Genomic DNA, 21,544 nt, shown 5'->3' with positions numbered 1-21,544 from the left:
GGCGAGGGACAGGCCGAGGCCAGCGCCGTCCTCCCTGGGGACGACGGCCGACGCGACACCCCCCTGTGGGCGACACCTGGCCCGAGAACCGCCCGCCGGGGAGCCTCGGTGCTTGTGGCGGTGGTCACCGCGGGCGAGGATGCGTCCCTACGAAAGGCGCACCGTGGTCACTCCGATCGATCCCACCGCCACCGGCTTCCTCTTCGCCGAGAACCGGAGCATGCCGATGCACGTCGGCGGACTCCAGCTGTTCCAGAAGCCGGAGGGAGCCGGTCGGGGCTACGTCCGCGAGATGTACGAGCAGATGAGCGACATCGACGAGGTGGCGCCGCTGTTCCTCAAGCGACCCCACCGGTCGGTGCGCACGGGCGGGCAGTGGGTCTGGCAGCCCGACGAGCAGTTCGACATCGAGCACCACGTGCGCCACAGCGCCCTGCCCAAGCCCGGACGGATCCGCGAGCTGCTCGAGCTGTGCGGCCGGCTCCACGGCACTCGACTGGCGCGCGAGCGTCCCCTGTGGGAAGCCCACGTCATCGAGGGGCTGCGCGACGGCCGGGTCGCGATGTACACCAAGACCCACCACGCGCTCATCGACGGCGTCTCCGCGATGCGGCTCCTCGCCAGCGTCCTGTCGACCGACCCCGACAAGCGCGGGATGCCCGCGCCCTGGGCCGCGCCGCCGACCTCTCGCCCCAGTCGCGAGCGCGAGGCCGCCGAGCTCTCCGAGCTGCCCGTCCAGGCGCTGCGTACGGCGCTCGGGATCACCGCCGAGGCCGCCGGCATGCCGGGCGCGCTGGTGAAGACGCTCAGCAAGGGCCTGCGCAACGAGACCTCCGCGCTCTCGCTCTACGCGCCGCGCACGATCATCAACCAGCAGATCACCGGCTCGAGGCGCTTCGCCGCGCAGGACTGGCCGATCGAGCGGCTCCGCGGCATCGGCAAGGCCACCGGGACCACGGTCAACGACGTGGTGCTGGCGATGTGCAGCGGCGCCATGCGCGCCTACCTGCTCGAGCTCGACGCGCTGCCGGACCAGACGCTGGTCTCGATGGTCCCGGTCGGCCTCAACGCCAAGCAGTCGCAGATCGCCTCGGCCGAGGGCGGCAACGCGGTCGGTGCGGTGATGGTGCAGCTGGCCACCGACCTGCCCGACCCGGCCCGGCGGCTGGCGACCATCCACCGCTCCATGAAGGACGGCAAGGAGGCGCTCTCGTCGATGACGCCGATGCAGATCCTGGCGATGAGCGCGCTCGGCCAGGCCCCGGCGATCCTCGCGCCGATGCTGCGCATGCAGGGCATCGTGCGTCCGCCCTACAACCTCATCATCAGCAACGTCCCCGGCCCGCGCTCCACCCACTACTGGAACGGCGCGCAGCTGGTCGGCACCTACCCGCTGTCGATCCCGATCAACGGCATGGCGCTCAACATCACCTGCACGTCCTACGACGGCAACATGGCGTTCGGGCTCACCGGCTGCCGCCGCACGGTCCCGCACCTGCAGCGGCTGCTCACCCACCTCGACGACGAGCTAGGTCACCTGGAGCAGGCCGCCGGCGTCTGAGGGCGACCGGGCGCCGGTCCGCTCGGCCCCGATGCCGGCGGCGACCACGAAGCCGACCCCCGCGACGGCCAGCCACCCTGGCGCCTGGCTGAGCGCGAGGAAGCCGATGAGCAGGGCGAACGCCGGCTCCAGGCTCATCAGGGTGCCGAACGCCGAGGTGGTCAGCCGCCGCAGCGCCAGCAGCTCCAGCGCGAACGGCACCACCGGCAGCAGCACCGCCAGCCCGACGCCCACCAGCAGCAGCTCGGGGGTGAGCCGGCCGAACGTCGAGGGCCCGGCGACGGCGGTCGCGACCAGGGCCGCGACGGGCATCGAGATCGCCAGCCCCTTGAGGCCGGTGACCGCGTCGCCGACGCGCTGCGTCAGCAGGATGTACGCCGCCCAGCAGACCGCCGCACCCAGCGCGAACGCGACCCCCACGAGGTCGGCCTCGCCGCTCCACGGCTGGGTGAGCAGCAGGACGCCGACCGCCGCGAGGGCCGGCCAGATCCGCCGGCCGCCGTGCCCGCGTGCGACCGCGACGCCCAGGGGGCCGAGGAACTCCAGCGCGCTGGCCGTGCCCAGCGGCAGCCGGTCCACCGCCGCCATGAACAGCATCGTCACGCCCGCGGTGACGACGCCGAGCAGCACGCAGGCCGGCAGCGAGCCGGCCGGGAAGTCCGAGCGCCGGGGGCGCACCACCGCGAGCATGATCACCCCGGCCCACGCCAGGCGCAGCCAGGCGGCGCCCTCGGGGCCCAGGTCGTCGATGAGGCCGACCGACACGGCCAGGCCCAGCTGGACGCACAGCATCGAGACGACGGCCATCGAGGCACCGGTGCGCGAGCTCATGGGTCCAGTGTTCGCTCCCCCACCGTTCGCGTCCACGTGATTTAACTGGACATACCGTTCACGATCTGTGGACAATCGGCGCATGGACGTCCGTCGGCTCCGGCTGCTCGTCGAGCTCTCCCGGCTGGGCTCGATGCGCGAGGTCGCCGACGAGCTCGGCCACACCACCTCGACGGTCTCCCAGCAGATCGCGGCCCTGGCCCGCGAGGTGCAGACCCCGCTCGTCGAGCCCGACGGGCGGCGGGTCCGGCTCACGCCCGCGGGGCGCCGCCTCGCCGACCACGCGGTCTCCATCCTCGCCGCCGTCGACGCCGCCCGGCGCGACCTGGACCCGGACGCGGAGCCGGCCGGGACCCTGCGGATCGCCGGCTTCGCGACCGCCGTACGCCGCTCGCTGCTGCCGATCATCGGCGACCTCGCCACGTCGCACCCGGGGGTGCGGGTGCTGGTCAGCGAGTACGAGCCGCTGGAGGCCTTCGAGCTGCTCGCCAGCGACGACATCGACCTGGCGCTGACCTACGACTACAGCCTGGCGCCGGCGGCGCTGCGCAACGACCTCGACGCCCTCCACCTGTGGGACGTCGCCTGGGGCCTCGGCGTGTCCGCCGACGAGCCCACGCCGCACGGCGACTCGGCCGCGGTGTTCGCCGCGTTCGCCGAGCGGCCGTGGATCGTCAACTCGCGCAACACCGCCGACGAGCACGCCGTGCGCACCCTCGCGTCCATGGCCGGCTTCACCCCGCGCATCGCCCACGAGATCGACAGCCTGGAGCTCGTCGAGGACCTGATCGTCGCCGGCCTCGGCGTCGGTCTGCTCCCGCTGGAGTGGCAGTGCCGGCAGGGCGTCCGGGTGCTCCCCCTGACCGACCCCGGCGTCACGCTCCGGGCCTACGCCGTCACCCGGCGAGGCCGCGAGCGCTGGGCGCCGCTGCGGCTGGTGCTGGACCGGCTGCGCTCCGGTGCAACCTGCGAGGGCACCGTCCTCTGCACGAGCTAGCCCTTACGGCGTCAGGTCGGCGAACCCGCCGCCGACCCGCTCGGCCACGGCGCGCAGCCGGGCGCGGGTGACGTCGGCGACGGTGGCGTAGCCCGCGAGCTGGGCGTTGGAGCCGACCCGGGTGGGCTCGGTCGAGTTCACCGAGAGGCAGGTGCGGGTGCCGCCGTCGGCGGCGTTGGCGAGCGCCACCGCGTGCCCCGTCGTACCGCTGCCGGCGAAGAAGTCGAGCACCCGCGCGTCCGCGGGCATCGTCTGCAGGATCCGCAGGATCAACCCGGTCGGCTTGGGCGACTCGAAGACGTGGCCGAGCACCGCCTTGAGCTCGGCGACCGCGGTGTCGGTGGAGCCGACCTCCTCGGCCATCCAGATGGTGCGCAGCTTCTTGCGGCGCCCGCCCGGGACGTCGCGGTGCAGCCAGTCCTTCTGGAACACGTCGACCCGCGCGCCGCGCACCCCCTTGATGACGCGGCACACGAGGTCGTCGGGGCGCTCGTCGATGCGCGGCCGGCTCCACCGCCAGACCGCCGGGGTGCCGTCGCCGAACACCGGCAGCACCTCGACCGCGCCCTCGAACGGCGCCGTGCGGACCGCGCCGCCGACCGGGTCGCCCCAGACCGGGAAGTGCAGGGTGCGCGCGGTCGCGGGGTTGAACTTCTTGTTCGTGTTGCGCAACGGCAGGTGCCGGAAGCGCCGCCCGTCGGGCCCGGCCAGCGGGAAGTCGCGCTCGTCGACGGTGTCGCTGGTGCTGGCGTCGAGCACGCAGCGGCGGGCGTCGCGCGCGTAGACGAGCAGGTACTCGTGGTTGGTCGCGAACCCCTTGCCCAGCTGGCGGCCCTTGGGGTTGAGGTTGACCACGATCTGCGCGAGCAGGTTCTGCTCGCCGTACACCTCGTCCATGAGCAGGCGCAGGTACGCCGCCTCGTTGTCGTCGATGCTGACGAAGATCGCGCCGGTGTCCGCGAGCACCTCGCGCGCGGCCACGAGGCGAGGCCGCATCATCGCCACCCAGGCCTCATGCCGGCTCGCGCCGCCGACGCCGCGGATGTCGTCGGCGTAGGCGAAGTCGTTGCCGGTGTTGTAGGGCGGGTCGATGTAGACCAGGTCGACGCTGCCGGGCGGGAGCCCGGGGAGCACGTCGAGGTTGTCGCCCGCGACGAACGTGTTCCACGGCGGGGGTTCGACGGTCACGGGCGCACGGTAACCGGTGGTCGGACATCATTTCGGGCATGGGAGGGTCCGGATGGTCACGGCGGCGCGCCGATCGGCAGTGGCAGCGCGACCTGCTGCGCGAGATCCGGGCCATGGAGACGACCGACGCGGGCCCTGACGGGGCGGACGTCACGCCGATCCGGGGCGGCCTGCCGCGCCCCCCGCGACGGCGCCGCCGAGGCCGGGAGCGGGCCGAGCGGCCGCCCGGAGCCACCCCGGATCGTCGCCGGACCTACTTCACCATCGGCTTCACCGTCGCCGTGATCGTCGGGCTGGTGGGTCTCAACCTCAGCCCCGGGGCCGCCCAGGTCCGCAGCTGGCTGGGCATCGAGGACCGGCTCAACGACCGGGTCGCCGGCGACGGGAGCGGCAGCTACGAGTTCCTGTCGACGCGTCCAGGGACCGACCAGCCGGTCGCGTGGAGCCCCTGCCGCCCGGTCGAGTACGTCGTCAACCCCGACGGGGCGCCGGACGACTGGGAGGACCTGCTCGACGACGCGGTCGAGACCATCAGCGAGGCCACCGGGCTGCGGTTCGAGGACGGCGGCACCACCGACGACCGCGACTTCGAGGGCCGCGTGGACCCGTCGGGGCGGCCAGGTCCGGTGCTCATCGGGTGGGCGGACGCCGACGAGGTCGAGGGACTGGCCGGCGACGTCGCCGGGCTGGCCGGGCCGATGGGCCGCGACGACGGGATGTTCACCCGGTACGTCACCGGCCGGGTCGTCCTGGACCGGGACGCCTTCGAGGAGATCGAGGCCACGCGCGACCCGGAGGCCCAGCAGCGCGCGATCATCGTGCACGAGCTCGGCCACCTGGTCGGTCTCGACCACGTCGACGACCCGAACGAGCTGATGTACCCCACCGCCCAGGTGACCAGCCTGGGCCCCGGCGACCTCAGCGGCCTGGCCATCCTCGGCGACGCGCCCTGCGGCTGACGGCGCTCGGCCGGGCCCGAGCGTGACCCCGGCCGGGGTCGGCAGTTGAGCACGGCATGACCTCCCGCCTCGCCCTGCCGCTCGCCACCGCCCTGCTGACCGCCGGCCTGACCGCCGGCCTGGCCGCCGGCCTGAGCGCCGCGCCCGCCACCTCCGCCGCCCCGGCGCCGGCGGCACCGCCGACCGCGGCGGGCAAGGTCACGGTGACCCACGGCTGCCTGAGGAGCGCCCCGGAGACGAAGGGCGGCGCGCCGGTCAAGATCTGCTACTCGGTCTTCAAGCCGGCGCGCGCCACCGCGAAGCGGCGGGTCCCGATGCTCATGCACAGCCACGGCTGGGGCGGGTCGCGCACCAAGGACCCGGCGGCGCTCGCCGCGTTCACCCGGGCCGGGTACGGCGTGATCTCGTTCGACCAGCGCGGCTGGGGCGAGTCCGGCGGCAAGGCGCACGTCGAGAGCCCCGCCTACGAGGGCAAGGACGTGCGGGCGCTGGTGCGGCTGGTCAGCCGGCTGCGCTGGGTGCGCCAGGACGGCAGGGGCGACCCGCGCCTCGGCGCGATCGGCGGCAGCTACGGCGGCGGCTACCAGCTGCTCGGCGCCTTCGAGTCCCTGCGGCTGCGGGGCAAGCCGGTCTTCGACGCCCTCGCGCCCGAGATCACCTGGCACGACCTCTCCCAGAGCCTCGCCCCCGAGGGCGTGACGCGCACCGAGTGGGCGCTGGGCCTGAGCGCCGCGGCACTGCCCTCGCAGGCGCTGCCCGAGCGCGTCTACCAGGCGCTGGTCGAGGGCGCCGCGACCGGCCAGTGGCCCGACGGCTCGCTGCCCGGCGGGCAGGACCTGGTGTCGTTCTTCGAGCGCAACGGACCCAAGTGGCACGCCGACCACGGTCGTCGTCTCGACATCCCGGTGCTCCTCGGCCAGGGCACCACCGACACCCTCTTCCCGCTGCAGCAGGGCCTGGCCAACTGGCAGCGCGGCCTCACCAAGCGCGCCCGCAAGCAGAGCATCTTCGTCGGCTACAACGGCGGCCACGTGCTGCCGAACCTGCTGCCCGCCGGGATCGACGTTACCTCCGACCCGTGCAGCAGGAGGCTCGCCGGCGGCGACTTCCGGGCGCTCTCGATCCGCTTCTTCGACGCCAGGCTCAAGGGGCGCAAGACCGGCCTGCGCGGCTGGGGCCGCATCCACCTCGCCACCCCGTCCAGCACCTGCACGACCGTGCGCTCGGTCGCGCCAACGCGGCGGTACGCCGTCGGCACGGTCGCCACCACCGTGGGACCGGCGGGCGCGCCGGTGGCGGTGCCGGTCGTGAAGGGCCCCGTACGGATCGCCGGGTCGCCGTACCTCACCGGCAAGGTCACCGCGCTCGGGCTCGAGAACCGCGCGTTCTACGGCCTGGCCGTCGGCACCTCGCCGGCGACCGCTCGCCTGGTGCAGAACAACGTGCTGCCGCTGCGCGAGGTCTCCCCCGTCACCGGGGTCGCGCGGCGGGTGACGCTGCCATCGGTGGCGGTGAACGTGCCCGCGGGGCAGACGCTGTACCTGCTGGCCACCGCGGTCAGCGACACGTTCGTGACCATGGGGTCGCGCACGCCGGGCGTCGTGATCATCGACGACACGGTCGTCTCCCTGCCCGTCGTGGGGCGTTGAGGCGCCTACCCTGGACGAGGTGCGCACACGACTTCCCCAGGTCGCAGCCCTGCTTCTCGGCTGCACCCTCCTCGCGGCGCCGTCACCCTCGGTCGGCGGCGGACCCGACGACCCGCGGCGACCCGGCGTCTCCGAGGTCTCTCGCGTCCCCCAGACCTCCGACGGGGTCCGCGGCGAGATCGCCGCGCCGCTGCCCGGCCCGTCCCTGCGCCGGGCCACCCGCGAGCTCGCCCCGCCCGTCTCCTGGCGCGTCGCGCCGGGCATCACCTACAGCCGCTGGGACCAGCTCGACGCGCGCGGCCCGGTCCGCGCCCACCTGCTGACCGTCGACCCGAAGGTCCGGGGGGTCAACCTCGGCTACGGGTCGCCCGGGGCCGTCCGCCGTACCGACGAGGTCAGCGACATCCTCGCCCGCCACGACGCGATCGCCGGGGTCAACGGCGACTTCTTCGACATCGGTGACACCGGCGCTCCCCTCGGCATCGGCCGGAGCCGCCTGCGCGGGCTGCTGCACGGGCCCCGCAGCGGCTGGAACTCCGCGTTCTTCCTCGACGCCAAGGGCCGGCCCGACATCGGCCCCCTCACGCCGGCCCTGGTCGTGGCGCACCGCCCCGGGCTGGTCATCACCAACGTCAACTCGCCGTCGGTGCAGCCCGACGGCATCGGCCTCTACACCAGCAAGTGGGGGCGCACCTCGGGCTACCGCGTCACCGACGGCGTCCGCACCGGCGTGCGGATGGTGCGGGTCGTGAAGCGCCGGGTCGTCGAGGTGGGGACCCGGCTCCCGGTCGGCACCCCCGTGCGCGGTCAGCTGCTCATCGGTCGCGGCGCCGGCGCCACGCGCCTGGCCGCCCTGCGCCCTGGCTCGTGGGTCACCGTGCGCGGCGGCATCGCCGAGGGGCCGCAGATGGCCATCACCGGCAACAGGTTCCTGGTGCGCGACGGCGTCATGGAGGTGGTCGACGACCGCGAGCTGCACCCGCGCACGGCGGTCGGGATCGACCGCGACACCGGCCAGGTGCTGCTGCTGGTGATCGACGGCCGCCAGGACTTCAGCCGCGGCCACACGATGGTGGAGCTGGCCGAGCTGATGATCGAGCTCGGCGCCGACGAGGCGCTCAACCTCGACGGCGGCGGGTCGACGACCATGGTCGCGCCCGGCCGCCGCGGCGCGGTGGGCGTGCGCAACAGCCCCTCCGACGGCGCGCAGCGCCAGGTCGCCAACGCGATCGAGGTCACCTACACCCGGCCGCGCCGCCCCTAGAACCCCGAGGGGGCCGGCCCGGGCGGCACCTCACCGGGCACGTCCACGACCACCACCGTGGTCACCGGGGCGAAGCACTCCGGCAGCGGGCTCGCCACCTTGTGCGGCGAGACCGCCCAGCCGTCGCCGGACCGCGTCACCTCGACGCCGGACGGGACGTCGCACCCGACCGTCACCACCGCGGCGCCCAGGCTGTGGCCCTGTGGCAGCTCATAGAGCTCGACCTCGCTGCGCACCTTGTCGGCGAGCGAGCCCGAGTCGAGCTGCGCCAGAAAACCCTCCAGGGCGGCGCCGTCGACCGGCGCGAGCACGTCCGAGGTGGCGCCACCCGTGTTGGTCTCGCTCAGCAGCGCGACCACGACCGGATCGACCGCGGGGTTCGTCGAGGGGTCCCCGTCCGAGGTCGACGTCGACGGGACCGGGTCGTCGCCGGCCCGCTCGGCGTCGTCGCCGCAGCCGGCGAGGGCACCCAGCAGCACGGGCAGGATCAGGAGGGCTCCGAGGGTCCGTCTCATGGTGGTTGGACGCTACCCGTCACGGCGCGGTTCCCGAGGCCCTGGCACGCTGGCGTCGTGACCACGCCACCTCCTCCCGAGCGGCGCAGCTTCACCCGAGCCGAGCTGGAGTCCTTCCGCGACGCGCTCGTGCCCGACCTCCTCCCCGGCCCGGGCCAGGAGCTGCGGCTGCTGTTCGTCGGCATCAACCCCGGCCTCTGGACGGCGGCGACGAGCAGCCACTTCGCCCATCCCGCCAACCGCTTCTACCCGGCCCTGCTCCAGGCCGGCATCCTCGAGCGCCCGATCAGCCCGTCGGCGGGCATGACCGACGCCGATCGCGACTACCTGCGCTCTCGCGGCATCGGGATCACCAACATCGTGGCCCGCGCCACCGCCCGCGCCTCGGACCTGACCGCCGACGAGCTGCGCGCGGGCAAGGCGCAGCTCGCCGCACTCGTCCGGCGTACGACGCCGGCGGTGGTGGCCGTCGCGGGCATCACCGCCTACCGCACCGGGTGGGGGCTGCCGAAGGCTGTGCTCGGGCGGCAGCCCGAGGACCTGGCGGGCGCCGAGCTGTGGGTGGTGCCCAACCCGAGCGGCCTCAACGCGCACCAGACCGTCGCGACCCTCGCCGAGGCGTACGCCAAGCCGGCGCGTGCGGCCGGCATCCTGACCTGACCGGTCGGGCCCCTCAGAACCTCTGGTCCTTGCCCAGGACGGTCAGGCCGTCCTCGACCACGAAGCCGCGGGCGCGGTCGGCCTCGAGGTCGACGCCCACCTGCGCGCCGTCGGGGATGATCACGTTCTTGTCGAGGATCGCGTGCCGCACCACGGCGCCGGCGCCGATGTGGACGCCGTTCATCAGCACCGAGCCGTCGACCACCGCGCCGGCCTCGACGCGCACGCCCGGTGACAGGACCGAGCGGTTGACCCGCGCGCCGCTGACGACGACACCGGGCGAGAGCAGCGCCTCGTCGACGGTGGCCTCGGTGCCGTCGGCGCCCTGCACGACCTTGGCCGGAGGGTGCGGGCCGTAGGAGGTGAAGATCGGCCACGCGAAGTTGTAGAGGTTGAAGACCGGCAGCGGCGAGACGACGTCCATCTGCGCGGCGTAGTAGGAGCCGAGCGTCCCGACGTCGCGCCAGTAGCCGCGGTCGCGGTCGGTGGCGCCGGGCACCACGTTGTCCCGGTAGTCGTAGACGCCGGCCTGCTCGCGTCGTACGAAGTAGGGCACGATGTCGCCGCCCATGTCGTGCTTGGAGCCCTGGGTGGTGGCGTCGCGGGTGACGGCCTCGATCAGGGCATCGGCGTCGAAGACGTAGTTGCCCATCGACGCCAGCACCTCGCCGGGGTTGTCCGGCAGCCCGATCGGGTCGGTGGGCTTCTCCAGGAACTCCCGGATCCGCGACGGGTCGTCGGGGTGGACGTCGATCACGCCGAACTGGTCGGCCAGCTCGATCGGCTGCCGGATCGCGGCGACCGTGCAGGCGGCGTCGCTGTCGCAGTGCTGCTGCACCATCTGCGCGAAGTCCATGCGGTAGACGTGGTCGGCGCCGACGACGACCACGATGTCCGGCTTCTCGTCGCGGAGCAGGTTGAGGGACTGGAAGATGGCGTCGGCGCTGCCGAGGTACCAGTGCTTGCCCACCCGCTGCTGCGCCGGCACCGGCGTCACGTAGTTGCCGAGCATCGTCGACATCCGCCAGGTCTGGGTGACGTGCCGGTCGAGGCTGTGCGACTTGTACTGGGTCAGCACGACCACCCTGAGGTAGCCGCTGTTGACCACGTTGGACAGCGCGAAGTCGATCAGCCGGTAGATGCCCGCGAACGGGACGGCGGGCTTGGCGCGGTCGGCGGTCAGCGGCATCAGGCGCTTGCCCTCGCCGCCGGCCAGCACGATGGCCAGGACCCTCTTGCGCGCACTCATGCGCTCACCGTAGTCCCGAACCCGCCACCGAGTAGCCTGCCCCAGGTGAGGGTCGACGTGCTGAGCAAGGAGTACCCACCGGAGGTCTACGGCGGCGCCGGCGTGCACGTCACCGAGCTGGTCCGCGCGCTGCGCGCCCGCCCGGACATCGACGCCCGCGTGCAGGCGTTCGGCGCGCCGCGCGCCGAGGCCGGCACGTCGTCGTACCCCGACCTGGCCGAGCTGGCTTCTGCCAACCCGGCGCTGCGCACGCTCGGCGTCGACCTCGCGATCGCCGACGCCTGCGCCGGCACCGACCTGGTGCACTCGCACACGTGGTACGCCAACATGGCCGGCCACCTCGCCTCGCTGCTGTACGGCGTCCCGCACGTGGTGTCGGCCCACTCGCTCGAGCCGCTGCGGCCGTGGAAGGCCGAGCAGCTCGGCGGTGGCTACGCCGTGTCCTCCTGGGTGGAGCGCACCGCCTACGAGGCCGCGGCCGCGGTCATCGCGGTGTCGTCGGCGATGCGCGACGACGTGCTCTCCGCCTATCCCGCGATCGACCCGGCGCGGGTGCACGTCGTGCACAACGGCATCGACACCGAGGACTGGGCACCGGTCGTCGACCCCGACCGCGTGCGCGAGCTCGGCGTCGACCCCGACCGCCGCTCGGTGCTCTTCGTCGGCCGGATCACCCGCCAGAAGGGGCTGCCGCTCTTCCTGCGCGCCGTGGCCGAGCTGCCGGACGACGTGCAGATCGTGCTCTGCGCGGGGGCCCCCGACACCCCGGAGATCCAGGCCGAGGTCGAGGTGCTCGTGGCCGACCTCGCCGCCCGGCGTACCGGCGTCGTCTGGATCAGCGAGATGCTCCCGCGCCACGACGTCACCCGGCTGCTGACCAACGCCACGGTGTTCGCGTGCCCGTCGATCTACGAGCCCCTGGGCATCGTCAACCTGGAGGCCATGGCCTGCGAGACCGCCGTCGTCGCGACCGCGACCGGCGGCATCCCCGAGGTCGTCGTCGACGGCGAGACCGGTCGCCTGGTCCCGATCGCGCAGGCCACCGACGGCACCGGCACCCCGCTCGACCCCGACGCCTACGTCGCCGACTTCGCCGCCGCTCTCCGCGAGGTCGTCGGCGACCCCGCGCGGGCCGCGGCTATGGGCGTCGCCGGCCGTCGCCGCGCCGTCGAGTCGTTCGGCTGGTCGGCCATCGCGGAGCGCACCGTCGGCATCTACCGCTCGCTGCTCTGAGGCGGCCGGCCCCACGCCTGTGGATGGACGTTCGCGCGTACGGCCGGACGGGCGCACAGTCGAGACATGACCTACTCCGCCGTGATCCGCACCCAGGCCGACCTCGAGCGCATGTGGCGTGACCTCATGGGACCGCTGGGGTTCAGCGGCTACAGCCTCTGGCTGATCGTGCTCGAGCCCGACGGCTCGACGACCCCGGTCATCACCGAGATCACCGAGTGCAGCCCCTTCCCCGACGAGGGCCCGTCCCGAGCCGGCCTCGTCGACGTCCTGCGCATGCTGGTCACGGAGGCCGTGCCCGGCGGCCGAGTCGCGTTCCTCCGCACCCGGCCGGGCCGCGACGGGATCAACGAGTCCGACCGCGCGTGGGCCGCGATGCTCTACGCGGCCGCACGCGAGGCCGGTGGGACCGTCGAGGTCGTGCACGTGGCCAACTCCGTCATGCTGGCACCGCTCCCCCTGGACGCTCTGCGCATGGCCGGCTGAGCCCGCCCCGCCAGATCCCACCCCCGGTGGTTGAGGTGCGAGCGAAGCGAGCCTCGAAACCACCCACCGTCCACAGCAGCACCCGTGGCCCCGCTCATCCACAGACCACACACAACCACGCGCGAACTCAACCGGTTGTTGCAACTCGATCGTGAGTGAGAGGTTGCGGCGCGTGCCGGGAGTGAGGTTGACCGCGGATCAGCGGTTGGTGATTGAGCGGGCGTACATGGCGGGGTTGCCGCAGGCCACGATTGCTGCGTTAGTGGGCAAGCATCCGTCGACGATCTCGAGGGAGCTTCGCCGGGCTGGGTCGTTTGGGACCCGGTCGCCGCGTGCTCGTACGGCTCGTGCCGGTGGGCGGGGGTATCGGGTGAGGTACAGCGCGAAGTGGTCCCAGCGTGAGGCTGCCCGTAAGGCCCGCCGGCCGAAGACGCGGCGCCTGGATCACGCGCCGTTGCGGGAGAAGGTGTGGGAGCTGTTGCGGGCGAACTGGTCGCCGGAGCAGATCGCGGCGATGCTGCCGGTGTTGTGTCCACGCGATCTGAGGATGCGGGTGTCGCACGAGACGATCTACCAGTCGCTGTTCGTCCAGACCAAGGGCGAGCTCAAGCGCGAGTTGACCGCGCACCTACGCACCCAGCGGCAGCGCCGCAAGGCCCAGACCGGTGGCGCGAAACGGGTCACACTCGGGATCACCGACGACATCCGGATCTCAGCACGCCCGGCTGAGGTCGAGGACCGGGCGGTGCCTGGGCACTGGGAGGGCGACCTGCTGATGGGCGGCACGGGCAAGGGCGCGGTCCTCACGCTGGTAGAACGCTCTTCCCGGTTCGTGCTCCTCGCACCGCTGCCTGGCCAGCACCGTGCCGACCAGGCCCGGTGGACGTTGAACGAGATGATCGCAACCCTGCCGCTGGAACTGCGCAAGTCAATCACCTGGGACCGCGGCAGCGAGATGGCACAACACGCACGGTTCACCATCGAGTCGGGCATCCCGATCTACTTCTGCGACCCACAGTCGCCGTGGCAGCGCGGGACCAACGAGAACACCAACGGCCTGCTGCGCCAGTACTGGCCCAAGGGCTCCGACCTCCGCCACCTCACGATGGCCGAGTGCGACAACGTCGCCCTTCAACTGAACACCAGGCCCCGCAAGACCCTCGACTGGCAGACTCCCGGACAAGCCCTCAACAAGAGGCTCGTTGCAAGAACCGATTGAACTCGCCCGCGGGCCACTGTCGGCGGCCGGGTCTACAATCGCTCATATGTTCGAGACACTTATCCAGCAGATCCGCGAGGCGACCACCGCCCTCGCGGACTGCCCCCGCGAGGTCTCGGACGCCCAGCGCATCGACCTCATCGGCGCGTTGGAGGACCTCAAGTGCACCGCCACCGCCGCGCAGACCACCACCGCGGTCGACTTCGACACCTCCCAACGCCAGAGCCAGGCAGCGGCCGGCGTACCCACCTCCCGCCTCGGCGAGGGCATCGCCGAGCAGCTCGGCCTGGCCCGCCACGAGTCACCCACCAAAGCCGCCCGCCTCCTGGGCCTCGCGAAGGTCCTGGAGCACGAGATGCCCCACACCCTGGCGCTCATGCGCGCCGGGCGGCTCACCGAGTGGCGCGCCACGATCCTGGCCCGCGAGACCGCGTGCCTGTCCCTCGAGGACCGGGCCGAGGTCGACCGCCGCCTGTGCGGCACCGGTGCGGCCGCGACCATGAGCGACCTGCGCCTGACCCGCGCGGCGAAGAAGCTGGCCTGCGAGCTCGACCCCGCCTCGGTCGCCGAGCGTGCCCGGCGCGCCGAGGCCGAGCGTCAGGTCACGATCCGTCCCGCGCCCGACACGATGTGCTGGGTCAGCGCCCTGCTCCCGGTCAAACAGGGCGTGAGCATCTATGCCACCCTCCTCGCCGCCGCGGCCGCGGCCCGCGCGAAGGGTGATCAGCGGTCGAAGGGCCAAGTCATGGCCGACACCCTCGTCGAGCGCGTCACCGGCGCCCCGGCCGACGAGCCGGTCAAGGTCGAGGTCAAGCTCGTCATGACCGACCACGCCCTCTTCGACACCGCCGACGACGCCGCCCATCTGGAGGGCTACGGGCCGGTGCCGGCCCCGTGGGCTCGGGCGTTCGTCACCGACGCGATGCGCGCCACCCGGCTCTGGATCCGGCGCCTCTACACCAACCCCGGCACCGGCCAGCTCATCGCCATGGACTCCCGCGCCCGCCTCGCCCCCTCCGGCCTCGCCGACTTCGTCAACACCCGCGACCAAGGCCTCTGCCGCACCCCCTGGTGCGGCGCCCCGATCCGCCACACCGACCACATCCGGTCCTGGGAGGACGGCGGCCGCACCACCGCGACCAACCTCCAAGGCCTCTGCGAACGCTGCAACCACGCCAAGCAGGCCCCCGGCTGGACCGCGACGCCACGCATCGCGCCCGACGGCACCCACACCGTCGAGACCACCACCCCCACCGGCCACCGACATCGCTCCCGCGCACCCGACCCACCCGGCCGCCCCGACATCCACCCGGTCAGGAAGGCCGTCGTCTACGAGCTGGTCGTCTGACCACGGCCTGGCCCGAGTTGTCCACAGCCTGCGCCGCAGCGCTTCCGGTCCCGTCCCCCGAGCGGTAACTTTCGAACCGCACCATCTCGGGAAGGACCTGTCGTGGACCGCGTACGACTGGCGGCGCTCCTCGTCGCAACCACCCTGGTCGCCGCAGCCTGCTCCGACGACGCCCCCGAACCCCGCGTCGAGCCAACCCCGAGCGCGAGCCCGACTGAGTCGGCGTTAACGCCGAGTCCTTCCAGCAGCGAGTCCGATGCCCCGATTACAGCCGTGCAGGCAGTCCGAAACTGGGTGGCGGAGCGCAACCTCGCCCTGTCGTCCGGCGACACGAGCGCCCTGAGGAAACTGGCATCGCCGGGGTGCTCTACATGCGAGCCGTATGTCGATCTCATCGAAGACGTTTATGAGGCGGGCGGCGAATACAACACCACGGGATGGACGGTCGATCGCGCCAAAGAACTCAAGCCGGGTGAGGTCACGGCAGCGATCACCATGGGGGGCGGCAGCATGGTGCCATCGAGTGGAGCTGAGGCTGACGAATACGGAGAAGAGAAGGCGATCTTTCGCTTCCGCTTGACGTCAGACATGGACACTCCAGCGATCACCTTCATCGGTCTCATCCGATGACACTCCGTGTTGTTCTCGCAACTATGGCGGCGTGCGGCTTCCTGTTCGGTGTCGAGGTTCCTGCCGATGCAGGGTGCCGACATGTCGAGCAGGTTGTGGTGGTCGACAACCAGGTTCGAACCGTCGTAGTCCTTGTCTGTGACAGTGAAGCCGGCGTTCCGGGAGCCAACCCCGCGACAGCTTCCCCACAGACGCCAGTCGGGACCGCAGCGTGCGCTGGGATCGCCGGTGTCATCGGCGCAAATCCGCAGGACTACTGCCTAGTCAATGCAGACGAGCCCATACTCACACCCGGCATCGTCGCCGCAGCGTTCCGCCAGCTCGCCCTCCCACCGTCCGACCTCGTCGTGCAACCGCCGAACGGCCGCACCCTGGTGAACTTCAAGACGAACTTCTACACCGAGACCGAGCCGTTCACGCGCACGATCACCCTGCTGGGGCAGCAGGTGGAGCTGCGGATCCGCCCGAGCGGGTTCGGGTGGCGCTTCGGGGACGGCGAGGAGCTGAGCACGCGCAGTGGCGGGTCGCCGTACCCGCGACTGGAGATCACCCATCGATACCTTGCCGAGGGGCAGGTCGGCCCGGCCGTGGACACCACCTACGCCGCCGACTGGCGCGTCAACGGCGGAGCGTGGCAGCCGGTGCCGGGCACCGTGACCATCCCCGGCGCGCCGGTGCCGCTCGAGGTGGTCGAGGCGACGCCGACGCTGGTGGGCTACCGCTGATCGTCGAGCTCGGCGAGGCGCTCGTGCAGCTTGCGGCGAACGTCGTCCGGGGTGACCTGTGCGCGCTTACGCTGCTCGCGGGCGATGATCGCCCCGGTGGCGGCCACCCCGGTCAGTCCCGCGATCCCCAGGATCTTCCACAGCTTCACCGACAGGACTCCCTCACGTTGGACACCACCAGGCTGACGCTCGACGCCGCGGCCGAGATCACCCGCACCGGCGACCTCTGGCTGTTCCGAGGCCGCTCCGCCGCCGACCACGCTATCCGGGTCCTGACCAACGCGCCGGTCAACCACGTCGGCATGGCGGTCGTGATCGACGACCTGCCGCCGCTGATGTGGCATGCCGAGCTCGGCAAGGGACTGCTCGACGTGTGGACCGGCGAGCACCACCGGGGCGTGCAGCTGCACGACCTGCGCGACGCGGTGACGCAGTGGTGTGGGCGCTACGACCAGCGGGCCTGGCTGCGCCAGCTGGACCCGGAGGTGGATGCCGGCATGGAGGCGGCGGTGCTGCGCACGGTCGCGCGGCTGGACGGCACGCCGTTCCCCTCGACCGCCAAGCTGGTGGGCCGGTGGGCGCGCGGGCGGGTGCGGAGCAAGGCGCCGGCCGAGCTGACCTACTGCGCGGAGGTCGTCGCGGCGACGTACCAGGCCATGGGCCTGCTCGACGAGCGGCGGCCCACCAACTACTACGACCCCGGCACCTTCTGGTCCGGCGACGGACTCGACCTCGAGCTGGGTGCTCGGCTGGGTCAGGAGATCCCGGTCGTCCTGCCTACGCCGTGACCCACGCGTCGCCGTCGAGGACCCGCATGACCGCGCTGGAGACCGAGCCGCGCGGGATGTGGCCGAGCAGCGACACCGCGGTGAACTCCGCGCCGTAGCCGTCGAAGGACCGCCCGTGGCGCAGCATCGCGTGCTTGCCGCCCGGGATGCTGATGAAGCCGACGTCCGTGGTCTGCGCGACGCGGCGGGCCACCGCCTCGGCACGCTGCGGCAGCGCGACCCGGTCGGCCAAGCCGTGCACGAAGAGCACCCGGCGCCCGGACAGGTCCACCGTGTCGTCGGGGTAGACCCACGGGTTCAGGGCGACGACGGACTCGACGCCCGGCCGGTCCCCGGCGAGCAGGGCGGCCCGGCCGCCGAGCGAGTGGCCGACGAGGCCGACCGGCAGCACGCCGTGCCGTCCTCGCAGCTCGTCGAGCGCCCACTCCACGTCGCGCACGGGGGTGTGCTGGGTGTCCCAGCCACGGTAGGAGTTGAGCAGCCGGTAGACCGCGAGCTTGCCGCGTCCCTCGCGGGCGACCCGCTTGGCGGTGGGCGCCATCCGCACCACCGACAGCTGGGTGGGGCTGACCATCATCCGCTGGCCGCGCGAGGCCCCACCGTGCAGGACCAGCGCGATGCCGGTGGCGTGCTCGGGCTGGCGGACGGGGATGAGTCGCGGCTGGGCCTCCACGTCGTCAACTATCTCGGGTCGGCACAACTGCGTCCTCGCGACGACTCTCGCGTGCCTCCTCGTACGCCGGGGCGCGCAGCCGGCGCACCCAGTCGTACTGCTCGAGGCCCGGCAGCCGGTGGCGCACCGGGTCGAACGAGATCGCCTGGTCGTCGGCGGGCGTCTGGGTGAGCCGCAGGTCGGCGAGGTGGCGCCACTCCCCCTCGCCGACGGCGCAGAGGATCTCCACGGAGGCGTCGCCGCTGGCGCGCGCCGCGAGCAGGACGGGGCCGGCCGCGGTCCGGTAGGGCAGCAACGTCGTGACGGGCCGCCCGTACTGCTTCTTGCTGAAGGTCAGCACGTGCCGGGTCAGCCGGCCCAGGCCGGTCGTCGCGAAGAGCAGGTCGCCGTGGCTCCCGTCGGGGTTGGTGAGCCTGACCGCCAGCCCGTGGATGTCGGGCAGCGCCGTGGGCAGCCCGATGGCACGCGACTGGCGCACCAGCACCTCGTCGGTCGAGACCGTGTCCAGGAACTCCACCCCCAGCGGCGGCTCCACGCCGTGCCGGTACAGGCACGCATGGAATACCTGCCCCTTCGGATGCAGCGGCTTGGGCGCGGGGCGTACGGCAGCCAGGGCGCGGGTGGCGGCGGACAACGCCGCCCCACCCGCCGAGGCCGCGCCTCGTCCCAGCCGGGCCAGTCGACTCACATCGGGGTCTGGCTGCCGATGTCGCCGCGCAGCGCGCGCTGCGCCGCGAGGCCCATGCCGACCATGCCGACCGCCAGGATGAGGTGCAGCCAGTTGTCCGCGTCGTTGAGCGGGACGAAGTTGGCGTCGTGGTCGTGGTCGATGACCAGACCGTAGATCCACAGCACGAAGTAGATGATCCCGCCGCCGACCAGATAGGCGATCGCGGTGGTGGCCTTGCGCGCGAGCGCGAGGCCGGCGACACCGAAGAGCAGGTGCACGATGTTGTGCAGGATCGACACCTGGAAGATGCCGAGCAGCTCGGCACGGCTCTCGTGTCCGGCGAACTTCATCGTGTCGTAGTCGGTGGTGATGCCGGGGATGAAGCCGGCGACGCCAACCAGGAGGAACACCGCTCCGGTGGCGAGCGCGAGGGTCTTGGCGAGCTTGTCGCGCCCGGCGTGTGCGGTGCCGGCGTGGTGGTCACGGACAGACATGGAACAGCTCCTTCGCAGGTCGACGAGGCCTCCGGTGCCCAACGCCTCCTGGACCAGTTCCGCCCGAAGGGGTGATTCAGAAAGCGAATCCGGGTACCGGAACGTCCGTACCCGGATCGAGGAGTCGCATGACACCCAGCAAGCCCGCCAAGAAGGCCGCCCAGAAGGCCTCCAAGGCTGTCAAGTCCACCGTCGACAAGGCCGCCGAGCTCTTGGAGCCGACGATCCCCGGCACGCCGGGCAGCGCGCCGCCCTCGCTCGAGGAGCCGACCACCCCGGTGGAGCCGCTGCCGCCCAAGCCGGACCAGGGCACGCCCGACACCCGCACGGCCACCGGCGCCCACGTCGACGCCGAGCCCACCGACGCGGCCCAGCAGGGCGCCTACCTGACGACGTCCCAGGGCGCCCGCGTGCGCGACAGCGACCACTCGCTCAAGGCCGGATCGCGCGGCCCGACGCTGCTGCAGGACCACCACCTGCGCGAGAAGATCACCCACTTCGACCACGAGCGCATCCCCGAGCGCGTCGTGCACGCCCGTGGCGCGGGCGCCCACGGCGTCTTCGAGGGCTACGGCTCCGCGGCATCGGTGACCAAGGCGGGCTTCCTCGCCAAGGGCAAGGAGACGCCGGTCTTCGTGCGGTTCTCCACCGTGCTCGGCTCACGCGGCTCGGCCGACACCGTGCGCGACACCCGTGGGTTCGCGACGAAGTTCTACACCGACGAGGGCACCTTCGACCTGGTCGGCAACAACATCCCGGTGTTCTTCATCCAGGACGGGATCAAGTTCCCCGACGTCATCCACGCCGGCAAGCCGCACCCGGACCGCGAGATCCCGCAGGCGCAGAGCGCGCACGACACGTTCTGGGACTTCGTCTCGCTGCACACCGAGGCGCAGAACCACACGATGTGGAACATGTCCGACCGCGGCATCCCGCGCTCGTACCGGATGATGGAGGGCTTCGGCGTCCACACCTTCCGCTGCGTCAACGAGGACGGCAAGACCTCGCTGGTGAAGTTCCACTGGAAGCCCGTGCTCGGCGTCCACTCCCTCACCTGGGAGGAGGCGCAGCTGATCGGCGGCCTCGACCCCGACTTCCACCGCCGCGACCTCTACGACGCCATCGAGTCCGGCGCGTTCCCGCAGTGGGAGCTGGGGATCCAGGTGTTCGAGGACAACGAGGAGCAGATGTTCAACGGCATCGACCTGCTCGACCCCACCAAGATCGTGCCCGAGGAGCAGGCCGAGGTGCAGCCGATCGGCCGGCTGACCCTCAATGCCAACCCGACCAACTTCTTCGCCGAGACCGAGCAGGTCGCCTTCCACGTCGGGCACCTGCCGCCGGGCATCGACGTCACCGACGACCCGCTGCTGCAGACGCGGCTCTTCTCCTACGTCGACACCCAGCTCACCCGGCTCGGCGGGCCGAACTTCTCGCAGATCCCGATCAACCGCCCGCACGCCCCCGTCAACGACATGCACCGCGACGGCTTCCACCAGCACGCCGTGCACGGCGGCGTCGCGCCGTACAAGCCCAACTCGCTCGACGGCGGCTGCCCGTTCTTCGCCGGCGCCGACGACGACGCCTTCGTCGACCTGCCGGTGCGGGTGGCGGAGGGCACCAAGGTCCGCGAGAACCCGGCCTCCTTCGACGACCACTACAGCCAGCCGCGCCAGTTCTGGCTGAGCATGTCGCCGGTCGAGAAGGAGCACATCATCCGGGCCTACGCCTTCGAGCTCGGCAAGTGCTACGAGCAGTCGATCAAGGAGCGCCAGCTCCAGGCGCTGGCCAACATCGACCCGGTGCTGTGCCAGGAGGTCGCCACCAGCCTCGGCCTGCCCGCGCCCAAGGCGACCATCGCCCTCGAGGACCCGGAGCCGAGCCCGGCCCTGTCGCAGGTCGGCGGCGAGTGGCCGGCCGACGGTCGCATGGTCGGCATCGTCATCGACCCCGACGGCGACCTGGACGGCGTCGCGGCGCTGCGCCGCACGATCGACGCCGCCGGCATGGTGCCGCTGCTGATCGCGCCGCACGGCGGCATGGTCGACGGGATGCCCGTGCAGCGGACCTTCGCGACCGGCCGCTCGGTGGAGTACGACGTGCTGCTGGTCGCGGGCGCCCCGGTGCCCGCACCCGACGCGCTGGGCGCGCGCGACGACAAGGCCGGCACGCCCGACCAGCCGGTGGTCGACCCGAGGGTGGTGCTCATGGTCCAGGAGTGCTTCCGGCACGCCAAGGCGATCGGGGCATGGGGTGCGGGTGCCCACGCACTCACCGCGGCCGGCGTCGACGCGGGCGCGCCCGGTGTCGTCTCGGGTGAGTCCGCCGAGGCGGTCTTCACCGAGGTGCAGGCGCTGATGGGCGCCCACCGCGTCTGGGAGCGATTCCCCGCCGCGGTCGAGTGA

General features: G+C 72.4%; 22 protein-coding genes. 14 read left to right on the top strand and 8 right to left on the bottom strand.

The window, feature by feature from the left end; all coding sequences use genetic code 11:
* The first annotated feature begins 163 nt into the window (after positions 1-163).
* Positions 164-1,561, top strand: coding sequence for a WS/DGAT/MGAT family O-acyltransferase (locus tag LQ940_RS03080; protein WP_231244473.1), 1,398 nt, complete (start codon positions 164-166; stop codon positions 1,559-1,561).
* Here the strand turns inward: LQ940_RS03080 and LQ940_RS03075 are convergent.
* The gene (locus tag LQ940_RS03075) at positions 1,529-2,392 is read right to left on the bottom strand and encodes an EamA family transporter (protein ID WP_231244474.1); all 864 of its coding nucleotides are present in this window, start codon (positions 2,390-2,392) and stop codon (positions 1,529-1,531) included. The genes LQ940_RS03080 and LQ940_RS03075 overlap by 33 nt on opposite strands.
* An 82-nt stretch (positions 2,393-2,474) precedes the next feature.
* Here LQ940_RS03075 and LQ940_RS03070 point away from each other — a divergent pair, with 82 nt between their 5' ends.
* Positions 2,475-3,389 carry a LysR family transcriptional regulator gene (locus LQ940_RS03070; RefSeq protein ID WP_231244475.1) on the top strand — a complete coding sequence of 305 codons (915 nt, stop codon included), beginning with the start codon at positions 2,475-2,477 and terminating at the stop codon, positions 3,387-3,389.
* Between the two features lie 3 nt (positions 3,390-3,392).
* Here LQ940_RS03070 and LQ940_RS03065 read toward each other — a convergent pair whose 3' ends face one another.
* Entirely contained in the window at positions 3,393-4,577 is a 1,185-nt protein-coding gene (locus LQ940_RS03065) for a site-specific DNA-methyltransferase (protein WP_231244476.1), read from the bottom strand.
* A gap of 38 nt (positions 4,578-4,615) precedes the next feature.
* Between LQ940_RS03065 and LQ940_RS03060 the strand changes: the two genes are divergently transcribed.
* From LQ940_RS03060 to LQ940_RS03050, 3 genes are read left to right on the top strand one after another with little or no spacing between them, the layout of a single operon-like run.
* The gene (locus tag LQ940_RS03060) at positions 4,616-5,536 is read left to right on the top strand and encodes a matrixin family metalloprotease (protein ID WP_231244477.1); all 921 of its coding nucleotides are present in this window, start codon (positions 4,616-4,618) and stop codon (positions 5,534-5,536) included.
* Between the two features lie 56 nt (positions 5,537-5,592).
* Positions 5,593-7,185 carry an alpha/beta hydrolase gene (locus LQ940_RS03055; RefSeq protein WP_231244478.1) on the top strand — a complete coding sequence of 531 codons (1,593 nt, stop codon included), beginning with the start codon at positions 5,593-5,595 and terminating at the stop codon, positions 7,183-7,185.
* Positions 7,186-7,204: 19 nt separating this feature from the next.
* The gene (locus LQ940_RS03050; protein ID WP_231244479.1) at positions 7,205-8,449 is read left to right on the top strand and encodes a phosphodiester glycosidase family protein; all 1,245 of its coding nucleotides are present in this window, start codon (positions 7,205-7,207) and stop codon (positions 8,447-8,449) included.
* On the opposite strand, the gene LQ940_RS03045 is transcribed toward LQ940_RS03050, so the two are convergent.
* On the bottom strand, positions 8,446-8,964 hold the full coding sequence (locus LQ940_RS03045) for a hypothetical protein (RefSeq protein ID WP_231244480.1): 519 nt from the start codon (positions 8,962-8,964) through the stop codon (positions 8,446-8,448). The genes LQ940_RS03050 and LQ940_RS03045 overlap by 4 nt on opposite strands.
* Positions 8,965-9,021: 57 nt before the next feature.
* Here LQ940_RS03045 and LQ940_RS03040 point away from each other — a divergent pair, with 57 nt between their 5' ends.
* On the top strand, positions 9,022-9,624 hold the full coding sequence (locus tag LQ940_RS03040; RefSeq protein WP_231244481.1) for a mismatch-specific DNA-glycosylase: 603 nt from the start codon (positions 9,022-9,024) through the stop codon (positions 9,622-9,624).
* Between the two features lie 13 nt (positions 9,625-9,637).
* Here the strand turns inward: LQ940_RS03040 and glgC are convergent, their stop codons facing one another.
* Positions 9,638-10,873, bottom strand: a complete 1,236-nt coding sequence (gene glgC, locus LQ940_RS03035; RefSeq protein ID WP_231244482.1) for a glucose-1-phosphate adenylyltransferase — start codon at positions 10,871-10,873, stop codon at positions 9,638-9,640.
* 45 nt (positions 10,874-10,918) lie between these two features.
* Between glgC and glgA the strand changes: the two genes are divergently transcribed.
* The 6 genes from glgA (at position 10,919) to LQ940_RS03005 (ending at position 16,514) form a co-directional block, all read left to right on the top strand.
* Complete coding sequence (gene glgA, locus LQ940_RS03030) at positions 10,919-12,106, top strand: glycogen synthase (RefSeq protein WP_231244483.1); 1,188 nt, start codon at positions 10,919-10,921, stop codon at positions 12,104-12,106.
* Between the two features lie 66 nt (positions 12,107-12,172).
* Positions 12,173-12,592: a hypothetical protein gene (locus LQ940_RS03025; protein WP_231244484.1), complete on the top strand. Its 420-nt coding sequence runs from the start codon at positions 12,173-12,175 to the stop codon at positions 12,590-12,592.
* 172 nt (positions 12,593-12,764) lie between these two features.
* Positions 12,765-13,811 (top strand): IS30 family transposase, encoded by a 1,047-nt coding sequence (locus LQ940_RS03020; protein ID WP_442939763.1) that lies wholly within the window; start codon positions 12,765-12,767, stop codon positions 13,809-13,811.
* A 46-nt stretch (positions 13,812-13,857) separates the two neighbouring features.
* Positions 13,858-15,159 carry an HNH endonuclease gene (locus LQ940_RS03015; RefSeq protein ID WP_231244869.1) on the top strand — a complete coding sequence of 434 codons (1,302 nt, stop codon included), beginning with the start codon at positions 13,858-13,860 and terminating at the stop codon, positions 15,157-15,159.
* A gap of 102 nt (positions 15,160-15,261) precedes the next feature.
* Positions 15,262-15,789 (top strand): DUF6318 family protein, encoded by a 528-nt coding sequence (locus LQ940_RS03010; protein WP_231244868.1) that lies wholly within the window; start codon positions 15,262-15,264, stop codon positions 15,787-15,789.
* Between the two features lie 374 nt (positions 15,790-16,163).
* The gene (locus LQ940_RS03005) at positions 16,164-16,514 is read left to right on the top strand and encodes a hypothetical protein (RefSeq protein ID WP_231365067.1); all 351 of its coding nucleotides are present in this window, start codon (positions 16,164-16,166) and stop codon (positions 16,512-16,514) included.
* Here LQ940_RS03005 and LQ940_RS03000 read toward each other — a convergent pair.
* Entirely contained in the window at positions 16,505-16,663 is a 159-nt protein-coding gene (locus LQ940_RS03000) for a hypothetical protein (RefSeq protein ID WP_231244866.1), read from the bottom strand. The genes LQ940_RS03005 and LQ940_RS03000 overlap by 10 nt on opposite strands.
* Before the next feature lie 18 nt (positions 16,664-16,681).
* On the opposite strand from LQ940_RS03000, the gene LQ940_RS02995 reads away from it, so the two are divergent.
* Positions 16,682-17,302 carry a hypothetical protein gene (locus LQ940_RS02995; RefSeq protein WP_231244865.1) on the top strand — a complete coding sequence of 207 codons (621 nt, stop codon included), beginning with the start codon at positions 16,682-16,684 and terminating at the stop codon, positions 17,300-17,302.
* On the opposite strand, the gene LQ940_RS02990 is transcribed toward LQ940_RS02995, so the two are convergent.
* From LQ940_RS02990 to LQ940_RS02980, 3 genes are read right to left on the bottom strand one after another with little or no spacing between them, the layout of a single operon-like run.
* Entirely contained in the window at positions 17,292-17,975 is a 684-nt protein-coding gene (locus tag LQ940_RS02990; RefSeq protein ID WP_231244864.1) for an alpha/beta hydrolase, read from the bottom strand. The genes LQ940_RS02995 and LQ940_RS02990 overlap by 11 nt on opposite strands.
* A gap of 4 nt (positions 17,976-17,979) precedes the next feature.
* Positions 17,980-18,609, bottom strand: coding sequence for a hypothetical protein (locus tag LQ940_RS02985; protein WP_231244863.1), 630 nt, complete (start codon positions 18,607-18,609; stop codon positions 17,980-17,982).
* Between the two features lie 50 nt (positions 18,610-18,659).
* Positions 18,660-19,139, bottom strand: a complete 480-nt coding sequence (locus tag LQ940_RS02980; RefSeq protein WP_231244862.1) for a DUF4383 domain-containing protein — start codon at positions 19,137-19,139, stop codon at positions 18,660-18,662.
* 128 nt (positions 19,140-19,267) lie between these two features.
* On the opposite strand from LQ940_RS02980, the gene LQ940_RS02975 reads away from it, so the two are divergent.
* Positions 19,268-21,544, top strand: a complete 2,277-nt coding sequence (locus LQ940_RS02975; protein WP_231244861.1) for a catalase — start codon at positions 19,268-19,270, stop codon at positions 21,542-21,544.

It is taken from the genome of Nocardioides sp. cx-173 (assembly GCF_021117365.1).
GTDB lineage: Bacteria > Actinomycetota > Actinomycetes > Propionibacteriales > Nocardioidaceae > Nocardioides.
Note: the sequence above shows the minus strand (reverse complement) of the source record. Positions and strands in the feature narration are given on the sequence as shown.